Below are 13,578 nucleotides of genomic sequence, written 5' to 3'. Positions count from 1 at the left end.
GGTCAGCTCTCGGGTTCGCACACCGGGCACGGGTCCAGCGCCGCGTCCCCCACCGGCACCGCGTCCGCCTTGCCCGCCACCAGGGGGCAGTCGGGGCGGTGCGCCAGCGTCCCGCCCGGCACCCGCACCGGCGGGGCGCCGGAGGAGGGGCGGTCCGCCACGGCGAGAGGCTCCCGCGGCCCGTCCGCGGAGGGGCGCCGCGACGGCACCCCGCTGCCCAGCAGGACCGCCCCCGCCACGATCAGCGCCGCACCCGGCACCGTGCACGACGCCAGGTACGGGATCTGCCGCTCCGCGAAACGCTCGCCGGACACCCCGTACCAGCCCAGCACGCACAGCACCGCGCCGGTGGCGGCGGCCACGATCCCGCCCCACCACAGCACCCGCGACGACGGCATCCCGAACCCTCCGGCTGGCGATGTATGGCGATTCCTTGCACTATGCCCAAGAAGGCCCGACAAGGCACAGACCCCGGAACCCGGCGGTGAGCCAGATGGTCCACAAGAGTCTCCCCAAGCGCCCCCGCGCCGCGGCACTCGCCGCGGCAGCGGTCCTCGTCCTCGTACCGACCGCAGCGGCCTGTGGTGACGGCAACGGCAACGGCGAAGCGGAAAGGTCGCCGACCGCGACCACGGCACAGAACCAGCCCGCCGACCCGGCCGCGGCCCGGCAGGAGATCCAGAAGAACTGGGCGGCCTTCTTCGATCCCAAGACACCGGTCGAGGAGAAGACCAGGCTGCTGGAGAACGGCGACCGGATGCGGCCCGTGCTGCAGGCCTTCGCCGGCAACCCGCAGGCCGCGCAGACGTCCGTGAAGGTGAAGAACGTCGCGTTCACCTCGGCCACCCAGGCCGACGTGACCTACGACCTGCTGGTCGGCGGCCAGCCGGCCCTGCCCGACTCCAAGGGCTCCGCCGTGCACCAGCAGGACACCTGGAAGGTGTCGGTGAAGACGCTGTGCGCACTGGTCAAGCTCAGCCCCGATGCGACAGCCGTGCCGGGCTGCTGAATCCCTGCTGCCGGCGGCGCTCCTGCTGCTGACGCTGCTGCTGAGCGCCGCCTGCGGCAGCCGGCTCCCGGAGAGCGACTTCGAGTCCCGGCCCCCCGCCCCCACGACCGGCGGCGGGGAGCCGATCCGGATCGGCATCGTCACCGGAGCCACCAGCCCCGTCGGCGGCGGCGCCCTCACCGGCCCGCGCGACGGGGCGCAGGCGTACTTCGCGGCCCTCAACGCCCGCGGCGGCGTCGACGGCCGCCGCGTGGAGGTCTTCACCTGCGACGACGGCGGCAGCGGCGTCGGCAACAACCAGTGCGTGCACGAACTCGTCGACGACAAGCGCGTCTTCGCTCTGGTCGCCACCACCGCCCTCGACTACGCGGGCGCCGCACGCGTCTCCCGCGCGGGCGTCCCCGACATCGGCGGTCAGCCGCTCGGCCCCGCGTACGACACGTACCCGCATCTGTACGGGATCTACGGCAGCTCCGCCCCGCGCACCGGGGACGAGCCGGGCTGGAACGGCGTCCTCACCGGCGGCACCGAGGTCTACCGCTGGTTCAGGCGGGAGCACGGCGCCCGTACGGCGGCCGTCGTCGCCTACAACCAGGCGGCGTCCGCCGCGTACGCCCGGCTGGTGGAGCGCGGCCTGGAGGCGGAGGGCTACCGGGTCGTCACCGAACAGGTCGACTTCGCCCTGCCCAACTACCGCGCCGTCGCCGCCGACCTCCGCGAACAGGGCGTCGACGTCGTCTTCGACGCCCTGGACACGCACGGCAACGCCCAGCTGTGCGAGGCGATGGACGCCGTCGGCGTGAGCGTCACCGCCAAGGTCACCAACGTCCAGAACTGGAACGAGAACGTACCCCGCGACTTCAAGGACGCCCCGCGCTGCCGCAACGCCCTGTGGGTCACCGGAGCCAGCCGCAACTACGACGAGACGGCCCACCCCGCGGTACGGGAGTTCCGTGACGCGATGGCGGCGCACGTGAAGGGCACGCCGCTCTCCCAGTGGGCGCTGGAGGGCTGGGCGGCGGCCATGTGGTTCACGGACGCCGCGAGGTCCTGCACGAAAACCGGCCTCACGCGCGCGTGCGTCGAGACGTTTCTCAACCGCCCCGAGCCGTACACCGCGCGGGGGCTGCTCCTGCCCGTCGTCTTCGAGCGGCTCCCCGAGCCGCCGAAGACCCGTCACACCTGTCTGTCCGTGGCCCGTTGGCAGGACGGCCGGGGCTGGGTCACCCAGGGCGGCGACATGGACGAGAACTGCGCCACCGTCCCCCAGCTCGGCTACCGGCCCTGACCGGCCGTGCCCACGAAAGCCAAGTACAGTCCACCTTTGACGACCATCGAAGACCATCGGACGACACCACCGGAACCGTCCGGACCAGGGGGACGCGGCGACGCGATGCATATCTCTTTCCTGCTGCACAACGCGTACGGCATCGGCGGCACGATCCGTACGACGTTCAACCTCGCCCAGACCCTGGCCGAGCGGCACGACGTCGAGATCGTGTCCGTCTTCCGCCACCGCGAGGAGCCGACCCTCGGCGCCCCCGCCGGCGTGACCATGAAGCACCTGGTCGACCTGCGCAAGAACAGCCCCACCTACGACGGCACGCACCCCGACTACAAGAAGCCCGCCAAGGTCTTCCCGCGCGGCGACGGACGCTGGAAGCAGTACAGCCGCCTCACCGACGCCCGCATCGCCGCCCACCTGAAGAGCCTTCAGGCCGACGTCGTCGTCGGCACCCGCCCCGGGCTCAACGTCCACATCGCCCGCCAGGCCCGGCGCGGCCCGGTCCGCGTCGGCCAGGAGCACCTGACGCTGGACAGCCACGGCTACCGGCTGCGCCGCGAGATCGGCCACCGCTACGCCCTGCTCGACGCGATCACCACCGTCACCGAGGCCGACGCCCGCTCGTACCGCACCAAGCTCAAGCTGCCCGGCGTACGCATCGACTCCGTCCCCAACAGCGTCCCGGCGCCGGCCGTCGCTCCCGCCGACACAGCCGCCAAATGGGTCGTCGCGGCCGGCCGGCTGACCCGGGTCAAGCGGTACGACCTGCTCGTCGAGGCGTTCGCGAAGGTGGTCGCCGCCCGCCCCGACTGGCGCCTCAGGATCTACGGCTCCGGCGACGCGACCGGCAACGAGCGGAACGCGCTGCGCGCCCTCATCGAGGCGCGCGGGCTGCACAACCACGTCTTCCTGATGGGCACGGCCAACCCGCTGGAGCCCGAGTGGGTCAAGGGCTCCATCGCCGCCGTCACCTCCCGCCTCGAATCGTTCGGCATGACGATCGTCGAGGCGATGCGCTGCGGCCTGCCGGTCGTCTCCACCGACTGCCCGCACGGGCCGGGCGAGATCATCGAGGACGGCGTCGACGGGCGCCTGGTGCCGGTCGGCGACGTGGACGCCATCGCCGACGCGCTGCTCGCCCTGATCCAGGACGACGAGCTGCGGCGGCGCACCGGGCGGGCCGCGCTCGCGGCGTCGCAGCGCTTCGACCCGGTCCGGATCGCCGAACGCCACGAGGCGCTCTTCACCGAGCTGGTCGCCCAGGGCGGGGGCGGCCGCGCGCGCGGCCGGGTCCGCGACGGGCTGCACCGCACGCGCGGCGCGGTCCTGGACGCCGCGTACTCGGTGCGGTACAAGGCCGCCGAGGTGCTCCGGAAGGGAAAGCCCGCATGAGCGACGCCACGACCCCGGGCCCCGCGCACGGAGCGCCGCCGCGCGCGGACTGCGTCGCGGACCACGCCGGCGGCATCACGTTCGACATAGCGGTCGTCGACACGGCCGAACCGGTCCTGGTGCTGCGTCGGCGCGGCGCCTCCGGCGGCCCGTCCGACGAGACCCGCCTGCCGCTCACCCCGACGAGCGCGGGCCATATGCGGGCGGTGCTGCCCAGCACCATGGAGCTCGCCGAGGGCCGCTTTGACGTGTACCTCGACGAGCGGGCGGTCGAGCCCGGTGTCCGGGACCTGCGGGCGCTCGTCGACCGGGTCCCCGACGAGGAGGGCGGGGTCGCCGTGCGCGTCCCGTATCCCACGGCGGACGGCCGGCTCGCCGTGCGCAGCTGGGTGCGCCTGCCGCATGCGGAGGCCGGTGACATCGTCTTCGGCGAGGGCGCCTGCACGGTGGAAGGGACGCTGTACGGGGCACAGGCCGGTGCCGGCGCGGTGGTCGAGGCCCGGCTGGGCGGGAAGGTCCACCGGGTGCCGGCCGACGGCGAGGAGGGGACGTTCGCCTTCACCCTCGCGTACGACACGCTCGCCGAGCCGCCGGTCGCGGGGGAGCAGCTGTGGGAGCTGTGGCTGTGCCCGGGGGCGGACGCGGAGCCGGTGCGGATCTCCCGCATCCTGGACGACGTCTGGGACCGGAAGAACGTCTTCGTGTACCCGGTCCACCAGGGCGAGGGCTACAAGGCGGCGCCCTGCTACACGACCGACAACGACCTCTGCGTACGGGTAACTCCCTGATCGAGGACAGTGGCTGTCCGCGACCGCTGGCAGACTCGCGTCCATGTTGGAGACCTCGGCACGACTGCTGCGCCTGCTGTCCCTGCTCCAGGCGCACCGCGAATGGTCCGGCGCGGACCTCGCGCAGCGGCTGGGCGTCACGCCGCGCACCGTACGGCGTGACGTCGACCGGCTGCGCGAGCTCGGCTACCCCGTCAACGCCAGCCCCGGCACGGGCGGCGGCTACCAGCTCGGCGCGGGGGCCGCGCTGCCTCCGCTGCTGTTGGACGACGACGAGGCCGTCGCGGTCGCCGTGGGGCTGCGTACCGCGGCGGGCAGCGGCATCGAGGGCGTCGGGGAGACGTCGGTGGGGGCGCTGGCCAAGCTGGAGCAGGTGCTGCCCGACCGGCTGCGGCGCCGTGTCAGCGCGCTGACCACCTTCACGGTGCCGATACTGCGCACACCCGAGTCCCAGGTGGACCCGTCGGTGCTCACCGAGCTGGCGGCGGCCTGCCGGGACAGTGAGCGGCTGCGCTTCGAGTACCGCGACCACAACGGCTCGGCCACGCGCCGCACGGTGGAGCCGCACCGCCTGGTGTGCACCGAGCGCCGCTGGTACCTGGTCGCCTGGGACGTGGACCGCTCCGACTGGCGTACGTTCCGGGCGGACCGGATCGTCCCCAGGCCGCCGCACGGGCCGCGTTTCCCGCCGCGTACACCGCCCGCCGAGGACTTGGCGGCCTATGTGTCCCAGGGCGTGTCGACGTCGGCGTACGCGGCGAAGGCCGTCGTCCGGCTCCATGTCCCGGCCGCCGAGGCCGCGCGGGTGGTGGGGCCGATGGACGGTGTCCTGGAGGCGGAGGGGGAGTCGACGTGCCTGCTGCGCACGGGCGGCACGAGCGTCGACGTCCTGGTGATCCACATCGCCCTCATGGGGATGGAGTTCGAGGTGGTCGAGCCGCGTGAGCTCGACGACCACATCAGGGCGCTCCGCGACCGCCTCTCGCGAGCCCTGGACCGGTCCGCGCAGCGGGATCGGTGCTGTGGGAATTCCGCGGGGAACACGTGAATGGGCTGCGCCACGGCGATTGTCGTGACGATATGCCGAAGCGTTTTTCCGGGGGCGCGGGAATTCGCCCGTACGGCGGTGCGCGAAGAGGCCCCCGGCCCTGCGGAATTCCTCCGGCGACACCCTTCGGAGCCGCACGGGAAGGCCCGGCGAGTGAAGAGGGCCTTACGGAACACATGTCGTGATCCTGTGACACAAGCGTGACCGCTGAGGTACGTGAGGATGGTGGGGTGATGTGCCCGGCCCGGCTTCCGTCACCGTGCGCCGCGCCCTACGGTGAATGACATGGCACCGATTCCGAGCTCTCCCCAGCAGCCCGACGACAGCCCCGAGTCGTACGTCGGCCTCGGCGAACGCGACGCGGAGCAGCGCGCCCGCTCCCGCGGCTGGACCACGGTACGGTCGCTGCCGCCCGGCTCGATCATCACGCTGGAGTACGTGGCGGGCCGGATCAATTTCGAGGTCGACGACGCCACCGTCACGCGCTGCTGGGTCGGCTGACCCCCGCACCGAACGGACAGACGCGAGGGCCCCGGCTTTCCGAAGCCGGGGCCCTCGCGTCCGTCCCGGCGGCCTCAGCCGCCCGTCACCGGACGTGAACGCGGCGGCCGGCGGCTGCCCGCCGGGGTGACGGGCGTGCGCTCCGAACGCACCACCGCGTGCGGCCTCGGCTGCGTGAGCGTGGTCCTGACCGTCGCCGCACGGCCGACGCCGCCCGTGGCGGAGACCGGCTCGCGCACCGGCTCCTCCTCCGCGCCCAGCGGCCGCTGCTGGTACACCCCCGGCCGGGGCCCGCCCGCCGCGACGGGCAGCGACGGCGCCTGGCCGCGGCGGCGCGCCCGCAGCTCCTCGCGCACCGCGAGGACGATCGCCTCGGCGCGGGCGATCAGCGGCTCGCACCAGGGCAGCCCGAGCAGGATCAGCAGACCGGCGGCCCAGCCGAGCAGCACATCGCTCAGCCAGTGCGTACCGAGGTAGACGGTGGTCAGGCCGACGCCCAGGGCGACCACGGCGGACAGGGCCGACAGGTAGCGCCTCGCCCGGGGCGTGGTGGCCAGATAGGCCAGAATGCCCCAGGTCACCACCGCGTTGGCGGTATGCCCGGAAGGGAATATATCGCCGCCCGCGAACATCTCGGCCGAGCCGATCTGCGTCGCGTAGTGGGGGCCCAGCCGGCCCAGACCGAGTTTGACCGCGCCCACCGTGGCGTTCAGCAGCAGGAGCGCGGCGCCCAGCGCCAGCAGCGGGCGGAGCGTGTGCTGCCGCCAGGAGCGCCAGCCGAGCCAGGCCGCCACCATCACGGCCGTCGGGCCGCGCTGGCCCAGCACCACGAAGTAGTCCAGCGTCGCGTGCAGCTCCGGCCACTGCTGATACGGCCGGAAGAGCATGACCTTCCAGTCGAGGGTCACCAGCCACGACGAGACGAGCACGGCCACCACGATGGCGAGGTAGAACGCCGACGTCCCGCCGAAGAGGGCGAGACGGGTGCGGCTCATCCGCGGGATCTCAATCTTCGGCGGTTCCGGCTCCCGGTCCAGACGGGCAAAGATGTCGGTACGCACCCAATCGACGTTACAGGGAGTGAGTGTCGGCCCACGCCCATCCGCTCTCTTCGTGATGACGATGTGATGTGGAGCGTGTCTCAGCCGGATGTTTATTCCTTGCTTATCCATAAACCTCGGGGGCCGTGAGGCCTATTGCCGCAGGGATGCCGGCCGGAAGTGTGTTTGTCTGCCGTGAGAAATGGCCGGCGGCGCCCTGAGCCCGGAATTGCCGTCCTCCCCGTCCCCGTCCCTCCCCCTCCGGTACGGACCCGGCACGGCCCCTGGCGGGCCGGCCGGAGTGGCGTACGCCATACTCCCGCGCCTGCCCCCGTGAGAGGTGGACCACGCACCACCGGCCCGGACTCGCGTACGCTGACGGCTCACTCGCCCGTCGATGCCGGGCTGCCCCGGAGGACGTCCCCCTCCGGCAGGTGCCCACCGAGCGCGAGGGATCCATCTGTGGGAGGTACGTACATGTCCCTGACGACCATGGCCGGAGCACGGCTGCGTGCCACCGGCGGCGGTGCCAACCGCTGGGTCGTCCTCGTCGTCCTCTGCGTCAGCCTGCTGCTGGTCGCGCTCGACGCCACCGTCCTCCATGTCGCCGTCCCCGCCGTCACCGAGGACCTGCGCCCCAGCTCCACGGCGCTGCTGTGGATCGTCGACGCCTACCCCCTGGTCTGCGCCTCGCTGCTGATCCTCTTCGGCACGCTCGGCGACCGGATCGGGCGCCGGCGGGTCCTGCTGGCCGGTTACGGGCTGTTCGGCGCGGCCTCCGCGGTCGCGGCCTTCGCCGACACCCCCGCAGTACTGATCGCCGCCCGCGCGCTGCTCGGCGTCGGCGGCGCCATGATCATGCCCGCCACCCTGTCGATCCTCCGCGCGGTCTTCCCCGACCGGCGGGAGCGGGCCACGGCGATCGGCATCTGGACGGCCGTCGCCGCCGTCGGCGCCGCGACCGGGCCCGTCCTCGGCGGGTTCCTGGTCGAGCACTTCTGGTGGGGCTCGGTCTTCCTCATAAACATCCCCCTGATGGCGCTGATCCTGCCGCTCGGCCGCTGGCTCCTGCCCGAGTCCAAGGGCAGCGGCGACGGCCCCTGGGACGTGCTGGGCGCGCTGATGGCGGCGGCCGGCGTGCTGGGCGTGGTCCTCGGCGTCAAACGGGCCGGCGCCGGCGGCTCCGTACTGAGCCCGGAGACGGCCGGGCCGCTGCTGCTCGGCGCGGCCCTGCTGGTCCTCTTCGTACGGCGGCAGCGGCGCCGCGCGCACCCGCTGATCGACATGCGGATGTTCGGCCGGGCGGCCTTCACCACCTCCGTCGGCTGCATCGTCCTCGCCATGCTGGCGCTGGTCGGCCTGGAACTGATCGCCGTCCAGTACCTCCAGCTCGTCCTTGAACTGAGCCCCCTGGAGACCGGCCTGCGGCTGCTGCCGCTCACCTTCGCCGCCATGGCCGCCGGAGCCACCGGCTCCGCCACGCTGCGGCGCGTCGGCCCGCGCCGGATGGTCGGCTGTGGCTTCGTCCTCACCGCGGGCTCCGTCCTCCTGCTGGTCCTGATGGGACAGCACGACCGGCCCCTGCTGCTCACGGCCGGTTTCGTCCTGCTCGGCTTCGGGCTCCAGACGACGCTGTTCGGCGCGTACGAGTCGATGCTCAGCGAGGCCCCGGCGCACAGCGCGGGCGGGGCCGCCGCGATCGGCGAGACCTCCTACCAGCTGGGCGCCGGCATGGGCATCGCGCTGCTCGGCAGCGTCATGAACGCCGCGTACGCGCCCGGTCTCGCCGGTGTGCCGGGCGTGCCCGCGCCCGCCGGAGCGGCCGCCGCCAACTCGCTGGGCGAGGCCTACCAGGTCGCCGCCCAGCTCGGCGGCCCCGCGGGCGAGGCGCTGCGCACTGCCGCGCGGCACGCGTTCGTGCACGGCCTGCACGTCACGCTGGTCGTCAGCGCGGGGCTGCTGCTGCTCGGCGCGCTGATGGCGGTGCGGCTGCCGCGCGTCATGGAGTGCCAGGCGGACCTCGACGCCCGGCTGGGCGCCGCGGAGTCCTGGCCGGAGGCGGAGGATACGGAACGCCCCGGCGCGGACACCGTCCCGGCGGCGCGCAAGGAGCCGTTCACCGGTGCGGAGGCCGACGGCCGGTCCGGCGCGCCCTGGAGCGAGACCGTGCCCGGGGCGCGGGGTGCCGACGCGGAGTCCCGGCTCGGCGTGGCGCCGCCCGACGACGGCCGCGAGGCCCATGTGCCCGCGCGGCGCGAGCCGGTGGAGTCGGCGAGGTCGGGGCGTACCGCGCGCTGAACACGGCGGCCCGCGTGCGGCACACTGCCGGTGTGGCGTCGGCCGCCGGGGCTGGACGCGTGGCACACCGCGTCGTAACGTCGACGGCGCAGCGTAACTAACACCGCTAGTTTTAGTGCCCGCCCGGAGGTCCCGCATGCCCGTACCCGCGAAGCTCCCGCCGTTCGACGCCGGTGACCCCCTCGGCATCGACGACCTTCTCTCGCCCGAGGACCTCGCCATCCGCGACACCGTCCGCGGCTGGACCGCCGACCGGGTGCTGCCGTACATCGCCGACTGGTACGAGAAGGGCGAACTGCCCGGCATCCGGGAGCTGGCCCGCGAGCTCGGCTCGATCGGCGCGCTCGGCATGTCGCTGGAGGGCTACGGCTGCGCGGGCGCGACCGCCGTCCAGTACGGGCTGGCCTGCCTGGAGCTGGAGGCCGCCGACTCCGGCATCCGCTCCCTGGTCTCCGTGCAGGGCTCGCTCGCCATGTACGCGATCCACCGGTTCGGCTCCGAGGAGCAGAAGCAGCGCTGGCTGCCCTCCATGGCGGCGGGCGGGACGATCGGCTGTTTCGGCCTGACCGAGCCGGACCACGGCTCCGACCCGGCCGGGATGCGGACGTACGCCAAGAAGGACGGCACCGACTGGGTCCTGAACGGCCGCAAGATGTGGATCACCAACGGCTCGGTCGCCGGGGTCGCCGTCGTCTGGGCGCAGACCGACGAGGGCATCCGGGGCTTCGTGGTGCCCACCGACAGCCCCGGCTTCTCCGCGCCCGAGATCAGGCACAAGTGGTCGCTGCGCGCCAGCGTCACCAGTGAGCTCGTCATGGACGACGTACGGCTGCCGGCCGACGCCGTGCTGCCCGGCGTCACCGGCCTGAAGGGGCCGCTCAGCTGCCTGAGCCACGCCCGGTACGGAATCGTCTGGGGCGCCATGGGCGCCGCGCGCTCGTCGTTCGAGGCGGCGCTGGAGTACGCGAAGACGCGTGAGCAGTTCGGCAAGGCCATCGGTGGCTTCCAGCTCACCCAGGCCAAGCTCGCCGACATGGCGCTGGAGCTGCACAAGGGAATCCTGCTCGCCCACCACCTCGGGCGCCGGCTCGACGCCGGGAAGCTCCGCCCCGAGCAGGTCAGCTTCGGCAAACTCAACAACGTACGGGAGGCGATCGAGATCTGCCGCACCTCGCGGACCATCCTCGGCGCCAACGGGATCTCCCTCGAATACCCCGTCATGCGGCACGCCACCAACCTGGAGTCGGTGCTCACCTACGAGGGCACCGTCGAGATGCACCAGCTCGTGCTGGGCAAGGCGCTCACCGGCCTCGACGCGTTCCGGTAAGCCTTTCGGTGAGCGGCCTCGCCCGCTAGCTCTGGTTGAAGAAGCCGTCCTGGGTGTGCGGCCCGGGCTCCCCGTTGACGATCTGCGTGTCCGCGGGCGTCAGCAGGAAGACCCGGGTCGCCACGCGCTCGATCGAGCCGCGCAGCCCGAAGGTCAGGCCGGCCGCGAAGTCGACCACGCGCTTGGCGTCGGCGGGCTCCATGGACGTGAGGTTCATGATGACCGGGACGCCGTCCCGGAACAGCTCGCCGATGCTCCGGGCGTCCCGGAACCCGTCCGGGGACACCGTGGCGATCCGGCGGCCCTCCTCCTGGGCGCTCTCGGAGGCGACGCGCACCCGCGGGTCGGTCACCCAGGCGTCGCTGTTGCGGTCACCCTCGGCGTACTCGTCGTCGTAGTAGCGCTCGTCGTTGTCCTCGACGAGGCCGAGCCATGCACTCGCCTTGCGCACCGATCCCATGGACGCCTCCTTTCACGCGGTCACTTGTGGTTCCGCTATCCCTATGGTCGTCCATCATGCGGATCGCGCGCCAAGTGGACAGTCGCCGCGCGAGCGATTCGTGACGGTACTGGTGCAGAAGATGTGGCGATTCGTCAAGGTTCCACGGGCATACGGGCCCTGAGAAGGGGCCTGCGTAACTCAAATATGAAATTCGGGCCGTACGGGTGAGCGTGCGGACGTACGGGTGAACGAACAGGCTCGGTACGATGCCCGCCGCGCACCACGCACCACTCACGGGGGAGCACCATGTTCGGAATCGTCAGGCCCTGCACGCACCGGCTCACCGAGGGGCTGAAGACGGAGTGGATGGCCCATCTGTGCGGGCTCTGCCTGGCACTTCGGGCCGACCACGGGCAGTTCGCCCGGGTCGCCACCAACTACGACGGCCTCATCGTCTCCGTCCTGACGGAGGCTCAGACCGAGCGGACCGCCGCGGCGCGGCGCACGGCGGGGCCCTGTCCACTGCGCGCCATGCGGACGGCGCCCGTCGCCCGGGGCGAGGGCGCGCGGCTCGCCGCCGCCGTCTCGCTGGTCCTCGCCTCGGCGAAGGTACGGGACCATGTCGCCGACCGGGACGGGCTGCTGGCGCGCCGCCCGATGGCCGCCGCCGCGCGCCGGGTCGCGCTCGGCTGGGACCGGGCGGGCGCCAGGGCCGGGCGCGAGCTGGGCTTCGACACGGCCGTCCTGGTCGACGCGGTGGACCGGCAGACCGGCATCGAGGCGCTGGCCGGGCCCGGTACGCCGCTGCTCCACATCACCGAGCCGACCGAGACGGCCACCGCCGCGGCCTTCGCGCACACCGCCGTCCTGGCCGGCAGGCCGCAGAACACGGCGCCGCTCGCGGAGGCGGGCCGGCTCTTCGGGCGCCTCGCGCACCTGCTGGACGCCGTGGAGGACAGGGAAGCTGACGCCGCGTCGGGTGCCTGGAACCCGCTCACCGCGACCGGTACGTCCCTCGCGGAGGCGCGGCGGCTCGCGGACGACGCGCTGCACGGGATACGGCTCGCCCTGCGCGACGCGGAATTCGTGGACGACACGCTGCTCCACGTGCTGCTCGCGCACGAGCTGCGGCAGTCGGTGGACCGGGCGTTCGGCACGGCGACCTGCTCGCACCAGGGGTACGGAGGCCCCGCCTCCCACCAGGGCGCCGGCTACGGCCCGTACGGCACCCCCAACCCGTACGGCGGCGGTCCGTCCGGCCCGGGTGGTCCTGGGGGCCCGGGCGGCGCGTACCCCGGCGGTCCCGGGGGCCCGGGTGGGTACCCGGGCGGCGCGTACCCCGGCGGTCCGGGTGGCCCCGGCGGCGGGATGCCGCCCGGCTTCGGCGGCCCCGGCGGCGAGCCGTCCCGGCCCAAGCCGCGCGGCTTCTGGGCCGGGTGCGCCGCCTTCACCTGGCTCTTCTGCACCTGCCGGATCTGCTGCGCCAAGGAGTACGAGGGCCCTTGGTCCCGCAAGAAGCGCGAGGGCTGCTGCCGCGACTGCGACTGCAACCCCGGCAGCTGCGACTGCTGCTGCCCCTGCGACGGCTGCTGACGGACCGTGAGGTTTCCGCATGAGCAGCGATCCTCATGCGGACTGGAGGCGCCGGCACGAACGGCGCACCGCCTCCGTCTCGGCCCCCTACGGCCCGCTCTCCCTCACCGGCACCCTCCCCCAGACTCCGTCCGGGGGGACCCCCAGCTCTCCGATTACCCGGACGGGCGAATTCCGGCCGTCCCCGGTGTCTGGCGTGAAGAGGGCGACCACGTGCTCCTGAGCGCCACCGCCGCCGACGGCCTCACCGTCGACGGCACGCCCCTGACCGGCGAGGTCCGTCTGACCGCCGACCACGCCCCGATCCCCCGCTCGCGCGTCGCGGCGGGGGAGCGGCGGCTGGTCGTGCCGCGCCGCGAAGGGCTCTGGGCGGTCCGCGACTTCGTCACCGCTGCCCCGGCACGCCGCACCTTCACGGGCATCGAGGCCACCCCGTACGACGAGCGCTGGGTGGTGCCGGGGAGCTGCCGGCCGTACGCCGCCGAGCGCAGCGTCCGGGTCCAGAACGCCGACGGGCGCGAGCGCGGGCTCGGCCTCCCGGGCGAGCCGGCGTTCACGCTCGGCGGCGCCGAGCACACCCTCGCGGTCGCGGTCGAGGGCGACGGCTCGCTGTGGGCCGTCCTCGCCGACGCGACCAGCGGAAAGGACACGTACCGCTTCTGCTTCCCGCGGCTCCGGGTGCCGACGGGGCGGCGACCGTCGACTTCAACCGGGCGCTGCTGCCGCCGTGCGCCTTCGCCGCGCATTTCATCTGCCCCCTCCCGCCGCCCGGCAACACCCTGCCCGGCCCCGTCCCGGCGGGGGAGCGGAACGTCCTGGCCGGCTGACACGTCACATGACCGACCCCGGCGGACG

At 73.3% G+C, this 13,578-nt stretch carries 12 protein-coding genes and 1 pseudogene; 10 read left to right on the top strand and 3 right to left on the bottom strand.

The window, feature by feature from the left end; all coding sequences use genetic code 11:
- Positions 1 to 2: 2 nt before the first annotated feature.
- A complete protein-coding gene (locus tag AMK26_RS30525; RefSeq protein WP_073758551.1) occupies positions 3 to 398 on the bottom strand; it encodes a hypothetical protein in 396 nt (131 codons plus the stop codon).
- Between the two features lie 95 nt (positions 399 to 493).
- Here AMK26_RS30525 and AMK26_RS30520 point away from each other — a divergent pair, with 95 nt between their 5' ends.
- The 6 genes from AMK26_RS30520 to AMK26_RS30495 all read left to right on the top strand — a co-directional run bounded on the left by AMK26_RS30520 (position 494) and on the right by AMK26_RS30495 (position 6,023).
- The gene (locus AMK26_RS30520; protein ID WP_073758696.1) at positions 494 to 1,009 is read left to right on the top strand and encodes a hypothetical protein; all 516 of its coding nucleotides are present in this window, start codon (positions 494 to 496) and stop codon (positions 1,007 to 1,009) included.
- A complete protein-coding gene (locus AMK26_RS30515) occupies positions 984 to 2,297 on the top strand; it encodes an ABC transporter substrate-binding protein (RefSeq protein ID WP_073758549.1) in 1,314 nt (437 codons plus the stop codon). Before AMK26_RS30520 ends, AMK26_RS30515 begins: the two co-directional genes overlap by 26 nt.
- Positions 2,298 to 2,402: 105 nt before the next feature.
- Entirely contained in the window at positions 2,403 to 3,686 is a 1,284-nt protein-coding gene (locus tag AMK26_RS30510; protein ID WP_073758547.1) for a glycosyltransferase family 4 protein, read from the top strand.
- On the top strand, positions 3,683 to 4,474 hold the full coding sequence (locus tag AMK26_RS30505; protein WP_073758545.1) for a hypothetical protein: 792 nt from the start codon (positions 3,683 to 3,685) through the stop codon (positions 4,472 to 4,474). The genes AMK26_RS30510 and AMK26_RS30505 overlap by 4 nt, the downstream gene beginning before the upstream one ends.
- A 43-nt stretch (positions 4,475 to 4,517) precedes the next feature.
- Positions 4,518 to 5,522, top strand: coding sequence for a helix-turn-helix transcriptional regulator (locus AMK26_RS30500; RefSeq protein WP_073758543.1), 1,005 nt, complete (start codon positions 4,518 to 4,520; stop codon positions 5,520 to 5,522).
- A gap of 285 nt (positions 5,523 to 5,807) precedes the next feature.
- The gene (locus tag AMK26_RS30495) at positions 5,808 to 6,023 is read left to right on the top strand and encodes an I78 family peptidase inhibitor (protein WP_073758541.1); all 216 of its coding nucleotides are present in this window, start codon (positions 5,808 to 5,810) and stop codon (positions 6,021 to 6,023) included.
- Positions 6,024 to 6,097: 74 nt separating this feature from the next.
- Here the strand turns inward: AMK26_RS30495 and AMK26_RS30490 are convergent, their stop codons facing one another.
- A complete protein-coding gene (locus tag AMK26_RS30490; protein WP_073758539.1) occupies positions 6,098 to 7,084 on the bottom strand; it encodes a phosphatase PAP2 family protein in 987 nt (328 codons plus the stop codon).
- A gap of 456 nt (positions 7,085 to 7,540) precedes the next feature.
- On the opposite strand from AMK26_RS30490, the gene AMK26_RS30485 reads away from it, so the two are divergent.
- Positions 7,541 to 9,361, top strand: a complete 1,821-nt coding sequence (locus AMK26_RS30485; protein WP_073758537.1) for an MFS transporter — start codon at positions 7,541 to 7,543, stop codon at positions 9,359 to 9,361.
- Between the two features lie 136 nt (positions 9,362 to 9,497).
- Positions 9,498 to 10,688: an acyl-CoA dehydrogenase family protein gene (locus tag AMK26_RS30480; RefSeq protein WP_073758535.1), complete on the top strand. Its 1,191-nt coding sequence runs from the start codon at positions 9,498 to 9,500 to the stop codon at positions 10,686 to 10,688.
- Between the two features lie 25 nt (positions 10,689 to 10,713).
- Here the strand turns inward: AMK26_RS30480 and AMK26_RS30475 are convergent, their stop codons facing one another.
- Positions 10,714 to 11,148, bottom strand: coding sequence for a cell division protein SepF (locus AMK26_RS30475; RefSeq protein WP_073758533.1), 435 nt, complete (start codon positions 11,146 to 11,148; stop codon positions 10,714 to 10,716).
- Positions 11,149 to 11,436: 288 nt separating this feature from the next.
- On the opposite strand from AMK26_RS30475, the gene AMK26_RS30470 reads away from it, so the two are divergent.
- The gene (locus AMK26_RS30470) at positions 11,437 to 12,723 is read left to right on the top strand and encodes a DUF5685 family protein (protein WP_073758531.1); all 1,287 of its coding nucleotides are present in this window, start codon (positions 11,437 to 11,439) and stop codon (positions 12,721 to 12,723) included.
- 19 nt (positions 12,724 to 12,742) lie between these two features.
- Positions 12,743 to 13,550, top strand: a pseudogene (locus tag AMK26_RS30465) (DUF1684 domain-containing protein).
- Positions 13,551 to 13,578: the final 28 nt, after the last annotated feature.

Origin of the sequence: Streptomyces sp. CB03234, from assembly GCF_001905885.1 — a bacterium.
Classification (GTDB): Bacteria; Actinomycetota; Actinomycetes; order Streptomycetales; family Streptomycetaceae; genus Streptomyces.
The sequence above is the reverse complement of the archived record's forward strand: the minus strand, read 5'-3'. Positions and strand labels throughout refer to the sequence as shown.

Excerpts from the sequence above, each read along its gene's own strand:
- AMK26_RS30480 (WP_073758535.1), top strand. The coding sequence starts at position 9,498 with ATGCCCGTACCCGCGAAGCTCCCGCCGTTCGACGCCGGTGACCCCCTC.
- AMK26_RS30525 (WP_073758551.1), bottom strand. The coding sequence starts at position 398 with ATGCCGTCGTCGCGGGTGCTGTGGTGGGGCGGGATCGTGGCCGCCGCC.
- AMK26_RS30470 (WP_073758531.1), top strand. The coding sequence starts at position 11,437 with ATGTTCGGAATCGTCAGGCCCTGCACGCACCGGCTCACCGAGGGGCTG.
- AMK26_RS30495 (WP_073758541.1), top strand. The coding sequence starts at position 5,808 with ATGGCACCGATTCCGAGCTCTCCCCAGCAGCCCGACGACAGCCCCGAG.
- AMK26_RS30505 (WP_073758545.1), top strand. The coding sequence starts at position 3,683 with ATGAGCGACGCCACGACCCCGGGCCCCGCGCACGGAGCGCCGCCGCGC.
- AMK26_RS30475 (WP_073758533.1), bottom strand. The coding sequence starts at position 11,148 with ATGGGATCGGTGCGCAAGGCGAGTGCATGGCTCGGCCTCGTCGAGGAC.
- AMK26_RS30510 (WP_073758547.1), top strand. The coding sequence starts at position 2,403 with ATGCATATCTCTTTCCTGCTGCACAACGCGTACGGCATCGGCGGCACG.
- AMK26_RS30500 (WP_073758543.1), top strand. The coding sequence starts at position 4,518 with ATGTTGGAGACCTCGGCACGACTGCTGCGCCTGCTGTCCCTGCTCCAG.
- AMK26_RS30485 (WP_073758537.1), top strand. The coding sequence starts at position 7,541 with ATGTCCCTGACGACCATGGCCGGAGCACGGCTGCGTGCCACCGGCGGC.
- AMK26_RS30515 (WP_073758549.1), top strand. The coding sequence starts at position 984 with ATGCGACAGCCGTGCCGGGCTGCTGAATCCCTGCTGCCGGCGGCGCTC.
- AMK26_RS30520 (WP_073758696.1), top strand. The coding sequence starts at position 494 with ATGGTCCACAAGAGTCTCCCCAAGCGCCCCCGCGCCGCGGCACTCGCC.